This is a genomic window from Pseudonocardia nigra (assembly GCF_019396355.1).
GTDB classification, from domain to species: Bacteria; Actinomycetota; Actinomycetes; order Mycobacteriales; family Pseudonocardiaceae; genus Pseudonocardia; species Pseudonocardia nigra.
The window spans coordinates 1-20244 of sequence record NZ_JAHKRK010000085.1 but is presented as its reverse complement, the minus strand read 5'-3'; the positions used below and the strand labels follow the sequence as shown (position 1 = coordinate 20244).

18 protein-coding genes, 2 tRNA genes and 3 pseudogenes are annotated in these 20244 nt (G+C 73.1%); 13 read left to right on the top strand and 10 right to left on the bottom strand.

The genetic code is table 11. The features are described 5' to 3' along the window. Positions 1-51 precede the first annotated feature (51 nt). The gene (locus KME75_RS20875; RefSeq protein ID WP_219416552.1) at positions 52-2070 is read left to right on the top strand and encodes an AfsR/SARP family transcriptional regulator; all 2019 of its coding nucleotides are present in this window, start codon (positions 52-54) and stop codon (positions 2068-2070) included. Here KME75_RS20875 and KME75_RS20870 read toward each other — a convergent pair. Continuing rightward, a complete protein-coding gene (locus KME75_RS20870) occupies positions 2039-2824 on the bottom strand; it encodes an alpha/beta fold hydrolase (protein ID WP_308282940.1) in 786 nt (261 codons plus the stop codon). The genes KME75_RS20875 and KME75_RS20870 overlap by 32 nt on opposite strands. Before the next feature lie 106 nt (positions 2825-2930). Here KME75_RS20870 and KME75_RS20865 point away from each other — a divergent pair, with 106 nt between their 5' ends. The 3 genes from KME75_RS20865 to KME75_RS20855 all read left to right on the top strand — a co-directional run bounded on the left by KME75_RS20865 (position 2931) and on the right by KME75_RS20855 (position 5513). Beyond that, complete coding sequence (locus KME75_RS20865; protein WP_219416550.1) at positions 2931-3860, top strand: NAD-dependent protein deacetylase of SIR2 family; 930 nt, start codon at positions 2931-2933, stop codon at positions 3858-3860. A 254-nt stretch (positions 3861-4114) separates the two neighbouring features. Then, positions 4115-4873 carry a class I SAM-dependent methyltransferase gene (locus tag KME75_RS20860; protein WP_219416549.1) on the top strand — a complete coding sequence of 253 codons (759 nt, stop codon included), beginning with the start codon at positions 4115-4117 and terminating at the stop codon, positions 4871-4873. Between the two features lie 229 nt (positions 4874-5102). Beyond that, positions 5103-5513, top strand: coding sequence for a VOC family protein (locus KME75_RS20855; protein WP_219416548.1), 411 nt, complete (start codon positions 5103-5105; stop codon positions 5511-5513). Between the two features lie 9 nt (positions 5514-5522). Here the strand turns inward: KME75_RS20855 and KME75_RS20850 are convergent, their stop codons facing one another. After that, positions 5523-5915: a hypothetical protein gene (locus KME75_RS20850; protein WP_219416547.1), complete on the bottom strand. Its 393-nt coding sequence runs from the start codon at positions 5913-5915 to the stop codon at positions 5523-5525. Positions 5916-6403: 488 nt separating this feature from the next. Between KME75_RS20850 and KME75_RS20845 the strand changes: the two genes are divergently transcribed. Further along, a complete protein-coding gene (locus KME75_RS20845) occupies positions 6404-7195 on the top strand; it encodes a class I SAM-dependent methyltransferase (protein WP_219416546.1) in 792 nt (263 codons plus the stop codon). 135 nt (positions 7196-7330) lie between these two features. On the opposite strand, the gene KME75_RS20840 is transcribed toward KME75_RS20845, so the two are convergent. Then, positions 7331-8062, bottom strand: a complete 732-nt coding sequence (locus KME75_RS20840) for a TioE family transcriptional regulator (protein WP_219416545.1) — start codon at positions 8060-8062, stop codon at positions 7331-7333. A gap of 57 nt (positions 8063-8119) precedes the next feature. Here KME75_RS20840 and KME75_RS20835 point away from each other — a divergent pair, with 57 nt between their 5' ends. Together KME75_RS20835 and KME75_RS20830 are read left to right on the top strand one after the other, a co-directional pair. After that, positions 8120-9322 (top strand): erythromycin esterase family protein, encoded by a 1203-nt coding sequence (locus tag KME75_RS20835; RefSeq protein ID WP_219416544.1) that lies wholly within the window; start codon positions 8120-8122, stop codon positions 9320-9322. Positions 9323-9445: 123 nt separating this feature from the next. After that, positions 9446-9957, top strand: a pseudogene (locus tag KME75_RS20830) (helix-turn-helix domain-containing protein); the annotation flags it as partial. 123 nt (positions 9958-10080) lie between these two features. Here KME75_RS20830 and KME75_RS20825 read toward each other — a convergent pair. From KME75_RS20825 to KME75_RS20810, 4 genes are all read right to left on the bottom strand, one after another. Then, positions 10081-10153: transfer RNA gene (locus KME75_RS20825), tRNA-Arg, on the bottom strand. Positions 10154-10209: 56 nt separating this feature from the next. Then, positions 10210-10299 (bottom strand) — tRNA-Ser (locus tag KME75_RS20820). A gap of 54 nt (positions 10300-10353) precedes the next feature. Next, positions 10354-12312 carry an acetoacetate--CoA ligase gene (locus KME75_RS20815; RefSeq protein ID WP_219416542.1) on the bottom strand — a complete coding sequence of 653 codons (1959 nt, stop codon included), beginning with the start codon at positions 12310-12312 and terminating at the stop codon, positions 10354-10356. Positions 12313-12486: 174 nt separating this feature from the next. After that, a complete protein-coding gene (locus KME75_RS20810; RefSeq protein ID WP_219416541.1) occupies positions 12487-13191 on the bottom strand; it encodes a dienelactone hydrolase family protein in 705 nt (234 codons plus the stop codon). A gap of 61 nt (positions 13192-13252) precedes the next feature. Here KME75_RS20810 and hisC point away from each other — a divergent pair, with 61 nt between their 5' ends. Together hisC and KME75_RS20800 are read left to right on the top strand one after the other, a co-directional pair. Continuing rightward, positions 13253-14305 (top strand): histidinol-phosphate transaminase, encoded by a 1053-nt coding sequence (hisC, locus tag KME75_RS20805; RefSeq protein ID WP_219416540.1) that lies wholly within the window; start codon positions 13253-13255, stop codon positions 14303-14305. 49 nt (positions 14306-14354) lie between these two features. Next, on the top strand, positions 14355-14750 hold the full coding sequence (locus KME75_RS20800) for a DUF4870 domain-containing protein (RefSeq protein WP_246632503.1): 396 nt from the start codon (positions 14355-14357) through the stop codon (positions 14748-14750). A 61-nt stretch (positions 14751-14811) separates the two neighbouring features. Here KME75_RS20800 and KME75_RS20795 read toward each other — a convergent pair whose 3' ends face one another. Both KME75_RS20795 and KME75_RS20790 read right to left on the bottom strand, forming a co-directional pair. Further along, the gene (locus KME75_RS20795; protein WP_246632502.1) at positions 14812-15198 is read right to left on the bottom strand and encodes a GlsB/YeaQ/YmgE family stress response membrane protein; all 387 of its coding nucleotides are present in this window, start codon (positions 15196-15198) and stop codon (positions 14812-14814) included. A gap of 43 nt (positions 15199-15241) precedes the next feature. Beyond that, positions 15242-15904, bottom strand: a complete 663-nt coding sequence (locus tag KME75_RS20790; RefSeq protein WP_308282939.1) for a response regulator transcription factor — start codon at positions 15902-15904, stop codon at positions 15242-15244. Positions 15905-16380: 476 nt separating this feature from the next. Between KME75_RS20790 and KME75_RS20785 the strand changes: the two genes are divergently transcribed. Further along, a complete protein-coding gene (locus KME75_RS20785; protein WP_219416538.1) occupies positions 16381-17409 on the top strand; it encodes a glycoside hydrolase family 16 protein in 1029 nt (342 codons plus the stop codon). A gap of 53 nt (positions 17410-17462) precedes the next feature. After that, positions 17463-18155 (top strand): annotated as a pseudogene (locus KME75_RS46855) (maleylpyruvate isomerase family mycothiol-dependent enzyme); the annotation flags it as partial. A 129-nt stretch (positions 18156-18284) separates the two neighbouring features. Here KME75_RS46855 and KME75_RS20775 read toward each other — a convergent pair. Beyond that, positions 18285-18857: a helix-turn-helix domain-containing protein gene (locus tag KME75_RS20775; protein ID WP_219416537.1), complete on the bottom strand. Its 573-nt coding sequence runs from the start codon at positions 18855-18857 to the stop codon at positions 18285-18287. Between the two features lie 59 nt (positions 18858-18916). Here KME75_RS20775 and KME75_RS45045 point away from each other — a divergent pair, with 59 nt between their 5' ends. Both KME75_RS45045 and KME75_RS45040 read left to right on the top strand, forming a co-directional pair. After that, positions 18917-19534 (top strand): benzoate/H(+) symporter BenE family transporter, encoded by a 618-nt coding sequence (locus tag KME75_RS45045; RefSeq protein WP_219416536.1) that lies wholly within the window; start codon positions 18917-18919, stop codon positions 19532-19534. Next, positions 19495-20084 (top strand): annotated as a pseudogene (locus tag KME75_RS45040) (benzoate/H(+) symporter BenE family transporter). Before KME75_RS45045 ends, KME75_RS45040 begins: the two are co-directional and overlap by 40 nt. The last annotated feature ends 160 nt before the right edge of the window (positions 20085-20244 follow it).

Genomic DNA, 20244 nt, shown 5'->3' with positions numbered 1-20244 from the left:
GCCGTCCGCGAAGTCAGCACCACGTCAGCGGGGGCCGGTTACCGTCGCACCATGCGGTTCCTCGTGCTGGGTCCGCTCGCCGTCGAGCGGGCCGGACAGGTGCTGCGCGTCACGGGCCGCCGGGAGCTCGTCGTGCTGGCCGGGCTGCTCGCGCACCGCAACGAGTCCGTTCCCGTGACCCGGCTGGCGCGGCTGGTGTGGGGCCCGGACGGCGAGCCGTCACGCAACGCACTGCAGGCGCGGGTGTCGCACCTGCGCCGGACGCTGACGCTCGAGTCGGAGCGGCTGACGTTCGTCGGCGACGGCTATCGCCTGGCGGTCGGCGCGGGCGAGAGCGACGACCAGGTGCTGGCCGACGCGGTCGGGCAGGCGCAGGCACTGCTCGCCGCGGGCCAGGCCGCGGCGGCTCGGGAGCTCCTCGACGGCGCGCTGGTGCAGGTGCGCGGCGAACCGTACGCACCGGTCGGCGAGCACGCGTTCGCCCTCGCCGCGGCCACCCGGGCCCGCGAGCTCGTCTGGTCGGCGCGGGAGCTGCAGGCGCGCGCCGCGCTGGAGGCGGGCGACCCGGCGTCGGCGGGCGCGCTGGCCGCGGCGCTCGTGACCGAGCAGCCCCTGCGGCAGGACGCGCGGGCCGTCCTGATGCAGTCGCTGGACGCCCAGGGCAGGCGGGCCGAGGCGCTCGCGACCTACGACGATGGCCGGAGGCAGCTGGCCGCCGCCACCGGGTTGGAGCCCTCCGCCGCGCTGCGGGCCGTGCACGCCGAGATCCTGCACACCGAACGGGCCAGGACCCACACCGAGTCGGCGGGGCCCGGCGTGCTCGAACCGCCCGAGATGATCGGTTGGCTGGCCCGCAACGGGCACCTGGACGCCGCGCTGCGGCTCGCGGTCCGGTGCGCGTGGGGCTGGTGGCTCGCCGGCGACCGCGGCCGGGGCCGGCGGCTGCTGCTCGACCTGCTCGCCGACGCGGAGTCGGGCGCCGCCCCCGACGGCCCGGCCACCCGGGCGGCGCGCCTGTGGGCGGCCGCGCTGGCGTGTCACGAACGCGACGAGGCACTGGCGCTCGCCGACGCCGACGCCGCGGCACCGGCCGACCCGGGCGAGTTCGCGGCGCTCGCCATGGTGCTGCTCGCCGACCGGCGCACCGAGCGGGGCGAGCACGACGCCGCGGCGAAGCTGCTCGACCCGGCCCTGGCGGCGCTGCGGACCGCCGGGGACCGGTGGGGCATCGCGCTCGCCGACCTCGTCACCGCCCGGCGGCACCTCCTGCTCGGGGCGATCGACGCGGCCGAGGAGCTGGGCCACCGGTCCCTGGCCGTCTTCCAGGACCTGCCGGACCCGGCCGGGCAGCTCGCCGCCCTGGACCTGCTGGGCTACGCGGCGGAGGTCCGCGGGGACTGGCGCGACGCCGCCGACCAGCACCAACGGGCCCTGCTGCTGGCGTTGCACGGCGGGTGGCCGCACGCCCAGTGCATGCAGCTGATGCGGCTCGGCAGCGTCCTGTCGCTGGCCGGGCAGGTCCAGCCCGGACGGCAGCGGCTGGTCGAGGCGCTCGCGATCGCCCGCCGGATCGACTCCCCGTCCATGGTGGCGTTCATCCGCAACATCCTCGCGATGGCGGACGCGCGTGCGGGCGACACCGCGGCCGCCGCCCACCACCAGACACTGGCGCTGCAGTGGTACCGCCGCGTCGGGTCGGTCTCCGGCGTCGCGCACTGCAGCGCGGTGCTCGCCCGCGTCAGCCCGCCCGGGCGGGCCGAGCCGCTGCTCGAGGCGTCCTGGACCGCGGCGCTGCGCACCCGCAACCCGCGCGCCGTCGCGTTCAGCGCCGAGAGCCGGGCCCTGCTCGCGGCGGCCCCCGCCACGGCCGCCTACCACCTGGGCGTCGCCGACGGCCTGCGCGCCGCGACCGGGCGCCCGCGCGTGCGGGGCGAGCAGCCCGAGGTCGACCGGCTCACCGACCGCCTCGCCGGATCCGCCGAGCACGCCCGCGGGCTGCGCGAGGGCGGCGTGCTCGCCCGGCGGCTCGCGCGGCCCGTCACTCCTGCGGCGCCTCCAGGAACTCCCTGACCAGCCGCCCGGCCTCGGCGCGGCACTCCTCGAAGTAGGCGTGCCGCGCCCCGGCGAGCACCTCCAGCCTGGCGTGCGGGATCCGGTCGGCCAGCAGGCGCGCGTTGGCGAACGGGTTGAGCTCGTCGGCGTCGCCGTGCAGGACGAGCGTCGGGGCGACGATCTGCGGGAGCGCGGCCCAGGCGTCGTGCTCGGCGCTCGCGACCAGGTGCCGCCTGCGGGCGTGCCGCGGCATGCCCGGGTCGCCGAGCGTCCAGTACGGGCCGGGGTGCCGCTCGCGCCACTGCGGCGTGTACATCAAGTCGAGCAGCGCCTCGCGGCTCGTCGCCGGATCGGGGTGGGCCAGCGCCTTGCGGACCGCCGCGCTGCGCTCGACACCGTGCTCACCCCCGGGCGAGGTGCAGCCCAGCACGAGCCTGTGCACCCGCTCCGGGTGCCGGGCGGCGATCCACTGGGCCACGCGCCCGCCCATCGACGTGCCGTACACGTCGGCCCGCTCGAACCCGAGCGCGTCGAGCACCGCGACGGCGTCGGCGGCGAAGCCCTGCGTGCTGTAGGGCACGTCGGGCTTGTCGCTCTCCCCCATGCCCCGGTAGTCGATCGTCACGGTCGTCCGGTAGGCCTCGAAGTCCGCCCGCACCCCGGTCCACCACCGATGCGATCCGGCCTGCCCGGCGAGCAGCAGCAGCGGCGGGCCCTCCCCGCCGATCTGATAGGCGATGCGCGTCCCGTCCGGCGCCGTCACGGTGGTCACCGACCGATCATCCTCCGCGGGTCGGCGAAGTCGGATGTGCCGCTGCCGCCCCGGGTGGCAGGGTGGACGGCGACCGCGCCGGCGGCGGTCGAGGAGGAGCCGGCCCATGCAGAGCGGACCCGCGCCACGGGAGATCGCCTGCGACGAGTCCGGCTACGAGGGCGAGAAGCTCGTCGGCGGGGAGACCGACGTCTTCGCCCACGCCAGCGTGTACCTCACGCCGGAGTCGGCGGCGGGCTGCGTCGTGGAGCTGCGGCGGCGGATCCGCTCCCCTGCGCTCGAGTACAAGGCCAACTACCTACTCCGCGAGAAGCACCGGTCGGCCCTCGTGTGGCTGCTCGGGCCGCGGGGGCCGCTCGGCGGGGCGGCCTGCGTCCACCTCGTCGACAAGGCGTTCCTGCTGGTCGACCGGCTCGTCGGGGACGGCGCGCCGGGCTCGGACGCCGCCCGTGCGCTGTACCGGGCGGGCCGGGAGGCACCGCACCGCGCGCACTGGCACGCCTTCCTCGCCGCGGCCAACGACGTGCTCCGCCCGCGGAACCGGCAGGACGCCCGAGCCGCCGGGTCCCTCGCCGACACGGTCCGAGCCCTGCGCACGGGCATGCCGGCCGAGGCCGGGGCCGTCCTGCTGGAGCTCGGCGATCCGCGCGGCGGGGGCGGGCTGCTCGACCCCCTCGTCCCGGCGATCGTCCGGGCCGTCGACCGGTGGAGCGACGGCGGCCGGCTGGCCGTGTCCGTCGTCCACGACCGGCAGACCGCCCTCACACAGGAGCGCGTGGCCACCATCGCCCACCTGGCGGGCACACCGGGCGGCCGGCCGGTCGGCCTGTGCTTCGTCGAGTCCCGCACGGACCCGCGGGTCCAGGTCGCGGACTTCATCGCCGGGGTCGCGCGCAAGGTCGCGTCCGACGATCTGGCGGGCCGGAACGATCCGGAGCTCGTCGCGCTCCTGCGCCCGTACGTCGATCCGGCCTCGCTCTGGGGTGACGACCGGAGCTGGGCGAGGCTGGCGCCTGCGGCGGTCGACCTCGCCTGAACCGCGGCCGAGAGCGAAGGCGGGTGCGGCGATCACTGCGCACCTGGCCCACCCGGACGCGCTGCTGCTCGACCGCCGCACCTACGACAACTTCGCCGCCTACTGGCCGCAGGCTCCGTCGGACACCCCGCTGGCCGAGCGGTTCAACACCATGCCGAAGCTTGGGACGCGCAGCAAACCGGCTGAGCCGCGCGACGCCGGGGAGGGCGCGATTTCCGGTATCGGCGTCCCCGGCGGGCTGCCATCGTGAGGGCATGGACCGCAGCTTCGACGACCTGGTGGCCGAGGCCGAGGCGGCGCCTGTAGACGGGTGGGACTTCTCGTGGCTGGCGGGCCGGGCCACCGAGCAGCGCCCGTCGTGGGGCTACCAGCGGTTGATGTCCCGGCGGCTCGCGGGCGCCTCGGCCGCGTTGGACATCCAGACCGGCGGCGGCGAGGTCCTGGCCGGAGCGACGGCGTTCCCGCCCACGATGGTGGCCACCGAGTCGTGGCCCCCGAACCTCGCCAAGGCCACCCTGCTGCTGCACCCGCGGGGCGTGGTCGTCGTCGCCGACCCGGACGAGCCGCCGCTGCCGTTCGCCGACGCCGCGTTCGACCTCGTCACGAGCCGGCACCCGGCCACCGTGTGGTGGACCGAGATCGCGAGGGTGCTCCGGCCGGGCGGCACGTACTTCGCCCAGCACGTCGGCCCGGCCACCGTGTTCGAGCTGGTGGAGTACTTCCTCGGGACACAGCCCGAGGCGCGCCGGAAGCGGCACCCCGAGGACGAGAGCGCCGCGGCGGAGGCCGCCGGCCTGCGCGTGGTCGACCTGCGCTCCGAACGGCTGCGGATGGAGTTCTTCGACATCCGCGCCGTCGTCTGGTTCCTCCGGAAGGTCATCTGGACCGTCCCCGGGTTCACCGTCGACGGTCACCGCGACCGGCTGCGCGAGCTGCACGAGCGGATCCGCCGCGACGGGGCGTTCGTCGCCCACTCCTCCCGCACGCTCATCGAGGCCCGCAAGGGCGCCTGAGCGGGGCGCTCAGGACATCGGCTGATCGTCGACCTGCAGGTTCGTCGCGCAGGTCGTCCTCGGCCACGGACGTCACCACGCGAGGAGGCGCTGTCCCGGCTCGTGAGCGGTTGAGGAGATGCTGGGGGACGCGGCGACGGCGGGGATGCGACCGTATGTGGCGAACAGGCGGCGAGATCGATCAGGAATCGAGAAGCGCGGGCAAGGAGCCGCATTTAGCGTGATCGTCATGGACATCACCATTCACACGAGCTTCCTCCCCCATGACGACCCGGACGCATCCCTGGCCTTCTACCGCGACGTCCTCGGCTTCGAGGTCCGCAGCGACGTCGGACAGGGCAAGATGCGCTGGATCACGGTCGGTCCCGTCGGCCAGCCCGGCACGTCCATCCTCCTGGCCCCGCCGGCCGCCGACCCCGGGGTCACCGAGGACGAGCGCCGCACCATCGTCGAGATGATGGCCAAGGGCACCTACGGCTGGATCCTGCTGGCCACCCGGGACCTCGACGGCACTTTCGAGAAGGTGCAGGCCGGCGACGCCGAGGTCGTCCAGGAGCCGACCGAGCAGCCGTACGGGATCCGCGACTGTGCCTTCCGCGATCCCGCGGGCAACCTGGTCCGCATCCAGGAGCTGCGCTGAGCCGTCCCGTCATCGCTTCGGGCGATGATGCCCGGCGTCGCGACCACCTGCGAAGAACTCGGCGGCCGGCTCCCCCGACGCCGCCGCCCGAGCATGTCGTGCACATCGTCCACCGCAGCCCTTGTGTCGATCTTCTTCCTTCGACGGAAGCGTGATCGGCCAAGGGCTGCACTCATGATCAACCCGGCTCGACTCGCCGGCGGTGCAGACGGCCCCGAGGTTGAAGATGAAGCGCGCGCGCCGGCCGCCGACAAGGGCGGCGTCGCCATCCTCGCCGAGCCGACCACCGGCCTCCACCCCGCCGCCGTCGAGTAGTTGCTCGGCCTGCGCGACCGGCTCGTCGAGTCCGGCAAGCCGGTCATCGCCATCGAGCACCTCGCCGCCGCCTGTCTCGGCATGCAACCCAGGTGCTCGCGGGCATCGATGAAAAGGAGTTCTCTCATGTGTCACCCCTCGTGGGGGCGCGCACGCACCGCGGCGCAGCGCCTGAGCGACCTCGCGCGACTACGCCGCGTCCGCGACCGGGCCAACGGCGGCGCAGCGCAGCGGAGGAGCCGCTCGAGGTGCTCGCGGCGCGCCCAGTACGGGCAGCTGCGCAGGTCCTCTCCGCCCATGGCGAGGACGTCGAACACGAAAGTGCGCGAGTTCGCGAAATCTGGTGCTCCTTCGAGCGGGAACCCGTCGCGGGGTGGCCGATGTTGGGCGGTCGAGCTTGAAGATCCGTCCGCCCGGTTCGGCCTGGAGCGATCGCCCAACGCCTCATCCTGGTCCCTACTGACTACTTGATCGACCAACGCCGGCGCGCGAAGTACTTCTCCATGATCCGCACTCGGCGACAGTTTCGGCAGGACGGTGTGATGGCAGGCCCGGATCAACGTTACCTCGGTCGGGTGTTCGACGAAGTCCCAGAGCTCTACGACCGGGTCCGACCGAGCTACCCCGACGAGCTGTTCGCGGACCTCGTCGCCATCACTGGCATGGCCGACAACGGGTCGGTGCTCGAGGTGGGCTGCGGTACCGGCCAGGCAACGCGCTCGCTGGCAGCGCTCGGGTGCTCGGTGACGGCCGTCGAGCCGGGCGCGGGAATGGCCGCACTCGCTCGCCAACGGCTCGCCGACTTCGGCAACGTCGACGTCGAGAGGTCGACGTTCGAGGAGTGGGACGACCGCGGTCGTCGATTCGGTGTCCTCGTGGCGGCGTCGGCGTGGCACTGGGTCGATCCGTCGGTCGGCTGGCAGCGGGCGCGCGAAGTGCTGGATCCCGGGGGTTGGATGGCGTTGCTCGGCCACGTTGTCGTCCGCAGGCCGGGAGAGCCGGAGGTGTACGCCGAGACGGCCGATCTCCACGAGCGGTTCTCCCCTGGGAACTCCGGCTGGTGTCATCCGCCGCTCGAGGACGACGTGCGCACAACCGACCGCGGTTGGGGGCTGGTCGATGGTCCCGGCGACCTGTTCGGCCCGCCGATCGTGCGCTGGTACCCGACCGTTCAGTGGTTCGACGGGAACGGCTTTGCCGATCTCCTTCGCTCGACATCGCTGTACCGCAGGCTCGAGCCGGACGTCCGTGAGCCCCTGCTCGACGCCATCGCCGAATGCATCCGCACCCGGATGGACGATCGAGCATCACGTCGCTACCTGAGCGTTCTCCGCGTTGGACAGCGCGCGGAGCGGGGGCGCTGGTAAGAAGCGCTCGACCAGGGGGAAGGTGAAGGTTGTCGCGATGTCGTGCTCGACGTAGGGGTGCCGGTAGAAACGTGTCATGAGCCCGAACGGCCGTGTCTGCCCTGGGAGCTCCGCTTCTGGCTGGCGGCCGAAGCCTCATCCGCGCTCGCGGAGGTACGCCTCCAGCTCGGCGGCCCCGGCCAGCATCGCGCGCCCGCGGGCGGACAGCCGGCCGCGCCAGTCGCGCAGGGCGGCCTCCAGCGGCTCCAGCCCGCCGGCCGCCCGCACCTGGGCGATCAGCGGGGCGATCTGCTCCAGCAGGTAGCCGCCCCGCCTGAGCTGGTGGGCCAGCCGGGCGTCCCGCACGTCGGCCTCGTCGTAGACGCGGTACCCGGTCCGCGGGTCGCGGCGCGGGCGCACCAGCCCGGCGCGCTCCCATTTGCGCAGCGTCGCGGGCCGGATACCGAGCTTCCGTGCCAGCGGCCCGATGAAGGTGCCGCCGGGCTCGGACACCGCGGCTGGCTCGGACACCGCGGTGGGCTCCAGGTCGCGGAGGGCGCTCTCCACGGCCTGGAGGGTCCGCCGGTCGTCGAGGAGCTGGGCGTGGCTTTCGTCGATGAGGCGGAACGCCCCCTCGGCCGCGCCCTCGTTCACCGCCCGCATGATCGACGTCGCCGTCTGGTGACCGTGGCCGGGCACCAGGGCGAGGAACGCGCGCAGGGCCCGCGCGTGCAGCGAGGTATAGGTGCGGTAGCCGTGGGGTGTGCGACCGGCGGCCGGAAGGATGCCGGCCTCCTCGTAGTTCCTGATCGCCTGCGTGGACAGACCGTGCTCGCGCGCCAGATCAACCGGCCTGAGCCGCTCGCCGTTTTGAAGGTTTCGTCCCACTGGCCTGCCGATATCACGAAAAGTTTCAAGCGAAGGTTCAACGATATCATTAAAGGCATGGCTACTGACATCAAGCACACCCATGCCGTCGAGGCCGCCGCCGTCATGAGGCTGCTCCCGGCCCGGCCGCGGCTGCTCGCCCTGGGCGAGCCCACCCACGGCGAGGACACTCTGCTCGACCTGCGCAACGAGCTCTTCCGGCAACTCGTCGAGCAGGAGGGCTACCGGACGATCGCGATCGAGAGCGACTGCATGATGGGCCTGGTCGTGGACGACTACGTCACCTCGGGCACGGGCACCCTCGACGAGGTCATGGAGCGCGGATTCAGCCACGGGTGGTTCAACGGGTCTGCGGCCAACCGCGAGCTCGTGCGCTGGATGCGCGCCTACAACGACGGTCGGCCCGCGTCCGAGCGGCTTCACTTCGCCGGTTTCGACGGCCCGCTGGAGATCACCGGCGCCGCGAGCCCCCGGCAGGCCCTCACCGCACTCCACGGCTACCTGGCGGCCTGGGTGGGCGCGGACCTGCTCCCCTGCACCGCGGAAACGCTCGACCGCCTGCTCGGCGCCGACGACCGGTGGACCAATCCAGCCGCGATGATGGACCCGGCCCAGTCCGTGGGGCAGTCGGCCGAGGCCAGGGAACTGCGGCTGCTCGCCGACGATCTCGTGGTGCTGCTCGACGCGCAGACGCCGCACCTGATCACGGCGGCCTCGCGGGACGACTGGGACCGGGCACGCCTGTACGGGCGCACCGCCACCGGCCTGCTGCGCTACCACTTCTGGATGGCCGACACGTCACCGAGCCGCATGACGCGGCTGGTGAGCCTGCGGGCCCAGATGATGGCCGACAACCTTCTCGCCGTCGCCGAGTGGGGACCGGCGCTGGCCCACGCCCACAACGGCCATCTCCAGCGGGACAAGAGCACGATGCGGATGGGCGACCTGCCGCTGGAGTGGTGGAGCGCCGGCGCGCTCGTGAGCGCGCACCTGGGCGAGGGGTATGCCTTCCTGTCCACGGCCCTCGGCACGATCCGGCACCAGGGAGTGGACACCCCGCCCCCGGACACCGTCGAAGGACTCCTGTACGCGCTCCCGGAGGACCGCTACGTCGTCGACGCCCCCCGGCTGGCCACCGCCCTCGGCGACGCACGGCCCGCCCCCCGCGTGTCCCCCTACTACGGCTACTCTCCGCTGGACCCGGCCCACCTGGCCGGGAACGACGGGATCGTGTTCGTCAAGGACGTCCTGCAGAGCTAGGCTTGTACTGCCCACGGAGGTTGGTGACAGCGGGACACGAGATCGGATGATCTCGAGGTAGGTGAGTGCCTCCGGGTTCGGTGTGGATCACCACATCTGCACCGGAACCGCAAGGAAGCCCTCGTGTCCCACCGTAACGCCCCGCTGACCCCGGCCGGCCGGCTGCGCCTGGCCCGGTGCATCGTCGAGGACGGTTGGCCGCTGCGGCGGGCGGCCGAGCGGTTCCAGGTCTCGGTGCCGTGCGCGGCGCGGTGGGCGGCCCGTTACCGCGCCCACGGCGAGGCGGGCATGCACGCCGCTCCAGTCGGCCCCGACGTTCGCCGCGGCAGCTGCCGATCCGCCGTGAACGACGCATCCTCGGCCTGCGCGTGGCCCGACGCTGGGGGCCGGCCCGGATCGCCGGGCGCCTGCGGATGGCCGCCTCGACCGTCTACGCCGTACTGCGCCGCTACCGGGTCGCGCGGCTGGCCGAGCTCGACCGCGCCACCGGCCGGGCGGTGCGCGAACCGGTACGCCGCTACGAACGCGACCGGCCCGGTGAGCTGGTCCACGTCGACGTCAAGAAGCTGGGCAACACCTCCGACGTCCTCCCCGATGAACGCAAGGAGACCGCGGCCGCGTTCTGGGCCCGCGCCGCGGTCATCGCTGCGGAAGCTAGCAGGGCTCGTTGATCAGATCGTGGATCGTGATCGTCTTCCTGGTCCGATAAAAGATCTAACCCTGACCGTTGCTACTGGTCAGGGCTAGATCCGATCTTGTGCGCCCGAAGGGATTCGAACCCCTAACCTTCTGATCCGTAGTCAGATGCTCTATCCGTTGAGCTACGGGCGCGTGCTCTTCAGTTGTCCGTACTCTAGCGCAGCCGGTTTCACCCGACTGCACCGGGGCGGAGGCTCCGGGATTTGAACCCGGGATGGGGGGTGACCCCAAACCGCATTAGCAGTGCGGCGCCATAGACCAGACTAGGCGAAGCCTCCCGGGGCCTCTCGGCCTCCAGCACGCACCAGGGTACACAGGCCCGTCGAGCGGGTTCACCACCCCCCGGTCGCGAGGGCGAGGAACGGGCCGAGCGCGTCCGGGTTCTGCAGGGCGCCGCGGCTCACGGCCTTGTCCGGGGCCACGCCCGCCAAGATCTTCTTGACCGGGACCTCGCACTTCTTGCCGTTGAGGGTGCGCGGCACCGCGTCCACCACGACGAACCGGTCCGGGACGTGCCGCGGCGACAGTTCGGTGCGCAGGGCCCGCCGGAGCGGCGGCTCCACGTCCTCGAGCGACGCGCCGGGCGCCAGCACGAGGAAGCAGAGCAGCGCGCCCTCGTCGCGAGCCCCGAGCTCGGTGGTGTCGATCACGAGCGAGTCGAGGACCTCCTCGAAGCCCTCCACCACCGAGTAGAAGTCGGCCGTGCCCATCCGCACCCCGCCCCGGTTCAGGGTGGAGTCGCTGCGCCCGTAGATCACGTACGAGCCACGGGGCGTCTGCCGTACCCAGTCGCCATGCCGCCAGATGCCGGGGAACTCGTCGAAGTAGGCCTCGCGGAGCCTGCTGCCGTCCGGGTCGTTCCAGAACGACACCGGCATCGACGGCATCGGCCGGTTGATTACCAGCTCGCCCACCTCGTCGATGAGCTCCTTGCCCGACTCGTCGTAGGCGACGACGGCCGAGCCGAGGGACGCGCAGGAGATCTCGCCCAGCCACACCGGCACGTTGGGCGCGGAGCCGACGAACGCGGCGCACACGTCGGTGCCCCCGGAGACCGAGCAGATCTGCACCTGCTCGCCGACCGCGTCCCCGATCCAGCGGAAGCCCTCGGGTGAGAGCGGCGCACCCGTCGACCCGATCACGCGCAGCGCGCCGAGGTCGTACTGCTCCCGAGGGCGCAGGCCCCCCTTGAGGCTCGCCTGGATGAACGGGGCGGAGGTCCCGAAGTACGTGACGCCGTGCCGCTCGGCGAGCCGCCAGAGGGCCCCGAGGTCGGGGTGGCCGGGGTTGCCGTCGAACAGCACGATCGGGGTGCCGGCCAGCAGCCCCCCGATGAGGAAGTTCCACATCATCCAGCCGGTGGTGGTGAACCAGAAGAACCGGTCCTCCGGCCCGAGCTCCATCTGCAGCCGCAGCGCCTTGAGGTGCTCCAGCACGATGCCGCCGTGGCCGTGCACGATCCCCTTGGGCAGCCCCGTGGTGCCCGAGGAGTAGAGCACCCACAGCGGGTGGTCGAACGGCACCGGCTCGAAGGCCGGCTCGGCGGGCGTGGCGGTGAGCTCCGACCACGGCACCGTGCCGTCGAGCGCCGCCTCCGGGTCCAGGTACGGGACGAGGACCGTGGCACGCAACGTCGGGAGCTGCCCGCGGAGGGTGTCGACGTTCGCCCGCACGTCGAACCGCTTGCCGCCGTAGACGTAGCCGTCCACGGCGATCAGGACGGCCGGCTCGATCTGGGCGAAGCGGTCGTGCACCGCCCGCGCCCCGAAGTCGGGCGAGCAGGACGACCAGGTCGCGCCGAGGCTCGCCGTGGCGAGGAACGCCACCAGCGTCTCGACGCAGTTCGGTGCGAGCGCCACGACGCGGTCGCCGCGCCCCACCCCGAGCTCGACGAGCCCGGCCCGTGCGCGGCCGACGAGGTCGCGCAGCTCGGCACGGGTGACCGTGCGCTCGAGCCCGTCCTCACGGGCGAAGACGATCGCCACGCCGTCGTCGTCGCGGGCGAGCGCGTGCTCCGCGTAGTTCAGGGTGGCGCCCGGGAACCACTCCGCCCCGGGCATCTGCGTGGAGCCCAGCACCGCGGTGGGCTGCGCGTGGAAGCGGACGCCGAGGTGCTCCGCCACCGCCGACCAGAACGCCTCGAGGTCCTCCACCGACCACGCGTGCAGCGCGGCGTAGTCCGGCACGTCGACCCCGCGGTGCTCCCGCACCCACGCCATGAACTCGGCCATGGGCCCGGTGTGGTCGGGGTCGGGAGCCCACAGGACGTCGGGGGTCTCGGACGCAGCCATGCCGGTCAGCATGCAATCCAGGGGCGGGGAGCGCCAGGGTCGGCTGGACCACAGCCCCGTCCCCGGGGATGTGTGGCCGCACCACACGGCGGCGGCACACACCGTCCCGGCGCCGCACACACCGCCGACGGTGTGTGCGGCATGCACTCGGTGTGTGCCGTACCCGGTGCGGCGTCAGCGCAGGTGCGAGTCGAACCAGCTGAGGGTGCGCTGCCAGGCGTCGGCGGCCACCTCGGGGTCGTCGTCGAAGCGGTAGCCCTTGCGCGGGTAGACGACGACGTTGGTGGCCACTCCGGACGCGGCGGCGGCGTCGCGCAGCTCGCCGATCTCCGGGTCCACCCGGCCGTCGGCCGACTCGCCGTAGATCCCCAGCCAGGGGCAGGTGAGGCCGGGAGCGGCGGTGATCAGGGCGGACAGGTCGCTCGACGGCGCGGTCGACACACCCTCGCCCGCCACGGTGACGGCGGCGCCGAGCGTGCGTTTCGCGGCCACCAGCAGCGCGACGGACCCGCCGAGGTCGAACCCGACCACGCCCATCCGGTCGGCGCTGATGTCGCGATCGGCGAGCCAGCCGAAGGCCGTGTCGGTGTCGGCCATCACCTGCTCGCCGTCGAGCCGGTCGACCTGCTGCTGGACCTCGGCGTCACCCGCCGTGTCGGCCAGCTCGTCGGCGCCGTCGCGGTGGTAGAGGTGGGGGGCGACGGCGAGCCATCCCTCGCCGGCGAGCCCTTGCACGAGCCCACGCACGGCCTCGGTGACGCCGCGCGCCTCGTGCAGCACCACGATCCCCCCGCGGATCGCGCTGACCGGCTCGGCGACGGTGAGCCGCAACGCGCTGCCGTCGACCAGTGGCACGGTCTCCGTGCGGATGTCGGTCATGCCCACAGGGTGGCACGGCGGGACGCCCGGAGACCTTCCGGGCGCCGATACGGTGACCAGCATGACCCTGATCCGCCCCGACCTCGACACCCTCCCCGCTTATGTGCCCGGCCGGGCGATCCCCGGGGCCATCAAGCTGGCGAGCAACGAGGTGCCGCTCCCGCCGACGCCGCCGGTGCTCGCCGCCATCGCCGAGGCCGCGGCGGCCGGCAACCGCTACCCGGACCTCGCCGTCACCGGGCTCACGGCGCGCCTCGCCGACGAGCTGGGCATGGCCGCCGAGCGGATCGCCATCGGGTGCGGGTCGGTGAGCCTGTGCCAGCAGCTGGTCCAGGCGACCTGCCGCGAGCCCTCCGACGAGGTGCTGTTCGCCTGGCGCTCGTTCGAGGCCTATCCGATCGTGACGCAGATCGGTGGCGCCACGATGCGCACCGTGCCGCTCGACGCGGACTTCCGCCACGACCTCGACGCCATGGCCGCGGCGGTCACCCCGAACACCCGCCTGGTGATGGTGTGCAGCCCCAACAACCCGACGGGCACGGTCGTCACCCGCGACGAGCTGGAGCGGTTCCTCGCCGCCGTCGGGCCGGACGTGCTCGTGGCCCTCGACGAGGCCTACCACGAGTACGTCACCGACCCGGCCGCCGTCGACGGCACCGCGCTGCTCGACGCGCATCCCAACCTCGTCGTGCTCCGCACGTTCTCCAAGGCCTACCGCCTCGCCGCGCTGCGGGTCGGGTACGCGCTCGGCACCCCCGAGGTGGCCACCGCGCTGCGCAAGGTGTGCTCGCCGTTCAGCGTGAACTCGGTGGCGCAGGCCGCCGCGATCGCGGCACTGGACGACGCCGAGAACCTGCTGGCCGCGTGCGCAGAGGTCGTCACCGAGCGGGTGCGGGTGCGCGACGCCCTGCTCGCCGCCGGCTACACCGTGCCGCCCACCCAGGCCAACTTCGTGTGGGTCGCGCTCGGCGAGCGGACCGCCGCGTTCGCCGCGCACTGCCTGGACCACAAGGTGGTCGTCCGCCCGTTCGCGCCGGACGGCTGCCGGGTGACCGTGTCGACACCGGAGGAGAACGACGCGTTCCTGGCCGCGGCCCGCTCCTTCGACGGATAGCAGCCGCGAGAACCGGCACGCGGCGGGCCGGGCGCGTTCAATGGTGGGTATGACCTCGCAGCCCGGCCCGTCGTGGCCCCCGCGCGGCGATCCGCGCTATGCCGAACCCGTCCCGACCGACGACCGCAACTGGGCGATGGCCGCGCACCTGGGGAGCTTCCTCACGGCGTGGTTCGCGCTCGGCCTGGTCGCGCCGCTGGTCGTGCTGCTGCTGCGCGGCGGGAGCTCGGCCTACGTCCGCCGGCACGCGATCGAGTCGCTCAACTTCCAGATCAACGCGTTCGTCTGGAGCGTCCTGTTCGGGCTGCTGGCGTTCCTGATCATCGGAATCGTCCTGCTGCTGCCCTACCTGGCCTTCTACGCCATCTGTGTGGTCGTCGGGGCCGTGCGTGCATCGTCGGGGCGGAGCTTCCGCTACCCGCTGACGATCCGCTTCCTCTCCTGACCCGGACGCGGCACGGCCCGGTCCCCGAGGGAGACCGGGCCGCGTTCGCGACATACCGCGCTCAGCGGCGCGCCCCCACCGCCTTCGGGTACAGGGCTGCCGCGGCCGCCACGGCCACGGCGCCGACGACGATCTGCAGGATCAGCTCGCCGATGTTCCAGATGCCCGCGGTCTCCCAGCCGAACGCGCCGGCGATGGCCGAGCCGATCAGCACGCCGACGATGCCGGCGACGATCGTGAGCCAGAGGGGGATGTCCTGGCGACCCTTGACGATCGCCTTGCCGATCAGGCCGATGATCAATCCGCCGATGATGATTCCGATGATGCTGAACAGACCGAAGTCCATGGCCGCCTCCGCGCCCTCGTGGCGCCGCACCCCGTTTGCCGCGCCTGTGCGCATCGAATAGCACCGGACCGGTCCAGGTACACCGACCAGCGGAAATGCCACCCGAAGAGTTACCGACCGGTCGTCCCGCGTTCAGCTGAGCGCGTCAGGCCTCCAGCACGTACCCCTCGCCGCGCACGGTGCGGATCCGCTCCGCGCCGATCTTGCGGCGCAGATAGGAGATGTAGACCTGCACGAGGTTGACCGACGCGGGCTCCGACCACACCTGGCTCGCCAGGCGCTCGGGCGACCGGACCTCGCCGGGCGCGGTGAGCAGCGCCATCAGCAGCGCGTACTCGGTGGGCGAGAGCGGCACGGCCTGCCCGTCGACCGTCACCTCGGCGAGGTCGGTGTCGACCACCAGCTCGCCGAGGCGCAGCAACGTGTTCTCGACGTCGGCGCCGAGCCGCAGCCGCAGCCGGATGCGGGCGGCGAGCTCGTCGACGGCGAACGGCCGCAGCAGGTAGTCGTCGCGGTCGCCACGCAGCTGGCCGAGCAGGCCCGCGCGCCGTTCGCGGGGCGTCACGGCGATCACCGGCACATGCGGGACCTCGGACTGGACGGCCGCGAGCACCGCGGCCTGGTCCGGACCGGGCAGCTCCACGTCGAACACGAGGAGGGCCGGGTCGCGCGAGCGGATGGCGTCGAGCACGCCGATCCCGTCGCTCACCGGGCTGACGGTGACACCTTCCGAGCGGAGGCTGCGCAGCACGGAGGCGGACGCGGCGGTCGGGGGCAGCGCCAGGAGGACATGGTCGTTCGGGGGCACGGACACACGCGTGGACGGATCGACCGACCGGTACGAGGACGCACCCCCCGGGGGAGCAGCGGGGAGCATCGCCCCCCACCTTCTCGCAGCCCAGCGGCGGTAACAATCGGCTAACGGAGCTACTTCACCCGATCGAGGACGGCCGCTGAGCGCTGCTGAGAGTCGGATTGCTCCGAACGGAGTACGGCACCGTGCCCGTTCGACCGTTTCGCTGCGTTTTGGCGCGCGTGATCGACCTGTGGGCGCGGACGAGCAACCAGAGCTCTCAGGTTCGGCGATCACCCGTCGTCATCTTCTTAGTGTTCCGCCCCATGCGACGGACATCCTCCGGTGCGGACGGTCACTCGGAAACCCCGACCGAGTTGATCGCACGGATCTCCGCTGAGCACGGCTCCCCCACCGTGTCCACCGGGCGACACCGAGCGACGCGCGACACGGACGCCGCCGTCACGACCACACCGCTCCCCAAGAACTCCATGACGCGCAGGCTGGCCCCGCTGGCCGTCGGCGCAGCTGTGGCACTCGTGGCGACGACGATCGCCACCGTGGTGCAGCCCAGCGACGACCAGGCGCTCGCGTCCCCCGAGCTGAGCAGCGTCGTCACCCAGGCCGACCCGACGACCGTCAGCGCCGCACCCACGACCGAACCGATGTCGGAGACGACGCAGGCCGCACCGACCAGCCCGGAGCCCGACCCGGCCGCAGCCGAGGCCGCCGCGGCCGCCGAGGCCGCTGAAGCCGAGGAGGACGCTGCCGAGGCGGAACGCCGCGCCGAGCAGCGTGCCCAGGAAGCCGAGCAGGAGCGGGAAGCCCAGCGCGAACGGGCCCGGCAGGACGAGGAAGCGGCCCGCGCGCAGGCCGCGAGCAGCAACGGCGACGGCACGCAGGCCGCCGCGGCGCACGGCTGGACGCTCGTCGGCGGCGACGAGTTCGAAGGCGGCAAGAGCTCCATGTGGGGCGCGTACAACGGCGCAGGCCACGCCGGCAACGGCCGCCGCACCTCGGACGCGATCAATGTGGAGAACGGCTCCCTCGTCATCCGCGGCGACTCCGACGGCAACACCGGCGGCATGGCCTGGAAGGAGGGCCAGCGCTTCGGCAAGTGGGAGATGCGGGCCAAGTTCCCCAAGGGCGACAGCCAGTACCACCCGGTGCTGATCCTGTGGCCGTCCGACCACGACTGGCCGGAGGGCGGCGAGATCGACTTCGCCGAGACCATCAGCGCGTCCGAGAAGGTCTCGTTCTTCCTGCACTACGGGCACGACAACAAGCAGAAGTACGCCCACAAGAACATCGACATCACCCAGTGGCACAACTACGCCGTGGAGTGGGTCGACGGACGGATCACCGGCTACATCGACGGTGAGAAGTGGTTCGAGAGCACCGACGGCAACACCATGCCGCCCGGGAAGATGCACGCCACGATCCAGCTCGACTACTTCCCGGACGGCGGCTCGCCGCAGCCCACCGAGATGTACGTCGACTACATGCGGATCTACAAGTAGTCCGGAGAGCTCCCGCACCGGCACGTTCCGCCCGGCGCTCCCCACCGGGCGGGATGGTGCTCCCGCAATCCCGTGCGCGGGTACGAGCGCGTCGCCGCTCGTACCCGCGCACGGTGCTGTTCGGGCCCGGCCCTGTCGGTGGCGCGTGCGACCCTCCCGGCGTGGATGTGACGCAGCACGTCGACGAGCTGGAACGGCAGGGAGCGGCACTCGCCGCCGCGGCGGCACGAGCCGGCCCGGCGGCGCCGGTGCCCGCGTGCCCCGGCTGGTCGGTGCGCGATCTGCTCGCGCACACCGGCGGCGTGCATGACTGGGCCGCCGCCTTCGCCCGGGCCGACCCCGCCGCCGCCCCCGACGCCGAGCTGGTCGAGATGCCGGCAGGCGATCCCGTCGAGTGGTACCGGGAGCAGCACGCCGCACTGGTCGCCGCCCTTCGGGCCGCCCCGCCCGATCTGCAGTGTTGGAGCTTCCTGCCCGCGCCGTCACCGCTGGCGTTCTGGGCCCGCCGCCAGGCGCACGAGGCCGCGATCCACCGCGCCGATGCCGAGCAGGCCGGTGACCGCACGCCCACGTACGCACCGGGGTTCGCCGTCGACGGGATCGACGAGTTGCTCTGCGGCTTCATGGCCCGGCCCGGACGACTGCGCGTCGACGAGCCGTTCCGGCTGCTGGTGGCGCCAGCGACGCCGAAGAGCGCTGGCTCGTCACGCTCGGCCCGCACGGCGCCCGCACCCACCGGGGCGACGGTCGCGCCGACTGCACGGTCCGCGGGGCGGCGGGCGAGCTCTACCTGCTGCTGTGGAACCGCGGGCGGCAACAACCGGTCCTGGAGGGCGACCCGTCGCTGTTCGTCCGGTTGGCGGAACGCGCGCGGGTCACATGGTCGTGAGCGCCGCCGGGTAGCGGATGAGCAGGGTGCCGAGCACGTCCTCGGCACCGGCAGCGGCGTAGACGTGCGGCACGTCGGCGGCCCACTCCACGTAGCCGCCCGGGCCGGCCGAGCCCGGCGCGTCCACCGGCCCGGCGCGCAGCTCGCCGCTGTGCACGCTCGCGTGCTCGGTGACGCCGGGATGGTGCGCGGGCGAGGTCTGCACGACGCCCGCCGCCACCCGCATCCGGTACAGCTCGTAGGTCACCGGGCCGTCGTCGAACACGCGCAGCAGGTCCATCTCCACCGCGGCGCCGCGGATGGTGCTCGCCTGCCTGCTGAGCAGGGCGGTCAGCGGCAGGTCGAGGGCGGCGGCCACGGCGTGCAGCGTGTCCAGCGTCGGGTTGCGGGTGCCGGCCTCCAGTCCGGACAGCGTGGCCTTGCCCACGGCCGCCCGGCGCGCCAGCTCCGACAGCGACATCGCCCGCTCGGCCCGCAGCTCCTTGACCCGGCGCCCGACGTCCGCCCCGTCGGCGAGGGCGGGGCGGGCGGACCGTTCGCTTGCCGGTGTCCGTGGCACGCGGCTATCGTCCACCCTCGCGTCGTTCGTTCCGTAAACGGAACGAGACTGGAGGGAGCGTGTCCGTGCAGCCCGTGTTCGCCGGTGTCGTCACCGCGCTCGTCGGCTTCGCGAGCTCCTTCACGGTGGTGCTCACCGGGCTCCGGGCCGCCGGGGCCGACGATGCGCAAGCCGCATCGGGACTGCTCGCGGTGTGCCTCGGCTCCGCGCTCGTGGCGGTCGTGCTTGGCCTGCGGCACCGGGTGCCGATCAGCATCGCCTGGTCGACACCCGGGGCGGCCCTGCTGCTCTCGGCCGGGCCACCCGCGGGCGGCTTCTCGGCAGCGGTCGGGGCGTTCCTGCTGTGCGGGGTGCTCGTCGTCGTGGCCGGGCTCGTGCCGGCGCTGGGCCGGCTGGTCGCGGCGATCCCGGCGCCGGTGGCGGGCGCCATGCTCGCCGGCGTGCTGCTCGACCTGTGCCTGGCCCCGGTGCGAGCGCTGGCGGAGGTCCCGCTGCTGGCCGCCCCCGTGATCGCGGTCTGGGCGCTCCTCGGCCGGTTCGCGCGGCGGTGGGCGGTGCCGGCCGCGCTCGCCGTGGCCGTGGTGGCGATCGCACTGACCGCCCCGGGGCTCGGGTCCATCGACATCGCCCCGTACTGGTGTGGACCCCACCCGTGTTCGAGCCGACGGCGCTCGTGAGCATCGGGTTGCCGCTGTTCCTGGTCACGATGGCCGCACAGAACGTGCCGGGGATGGCGGTGCTCGCGCAGTTCGGCTACCGGCCACCGCTGCGCCCGATCCTCACCGCCACCGGGCTCGCCACCGTCGCCGGAGCACCGTTCGGAGGGCATGCGGTCAACCTCGCGGCGATCAGCGCCGCGCTCGCAGCGGGCCCCGACGCCGATCCCGACCCCGGCAGGCGCTGGATCGCCTCGATCACCACCGGGCTGGGCCTGGGCGTGCTGGGACTGGGCGCCGGCCTGGCCACGGCAGTGCTCCTGCTCTCGCCCCGGTACTGGTCGAGGCCGTCGCCGGGCTCGCGCTGCTCGGGGCGCTGGCCGCCGCGATCGCTGCAGCGGTCGCCGACCCGGACGGCCGCGAGGCCGCCGCCGTCACCTTCGTCGTGACCGCGGCCGGGGTCGGCTTCCTCGGGATCGGGTCCGCGTTCTGGGGGCTCCTCGCCGGAGCCGCGATGACGCTGCTACACCGCCGCCGGGCGACCGATCGGATCGCCACGCCCCGCTCCTGACGAACGAACGGCGGTTTCGTCCGACAGGTCTGGTCGAAAGGTGACATGTGGCGGGACCCCCTCGGCACGGAAACATCGGTCCCGTGGGAACCAGACCGTGGTTCTGATGGTGCTCGAGGAGGTCCCGATGGCGATCGTAGGCGGGTTGGATCTGCACCGG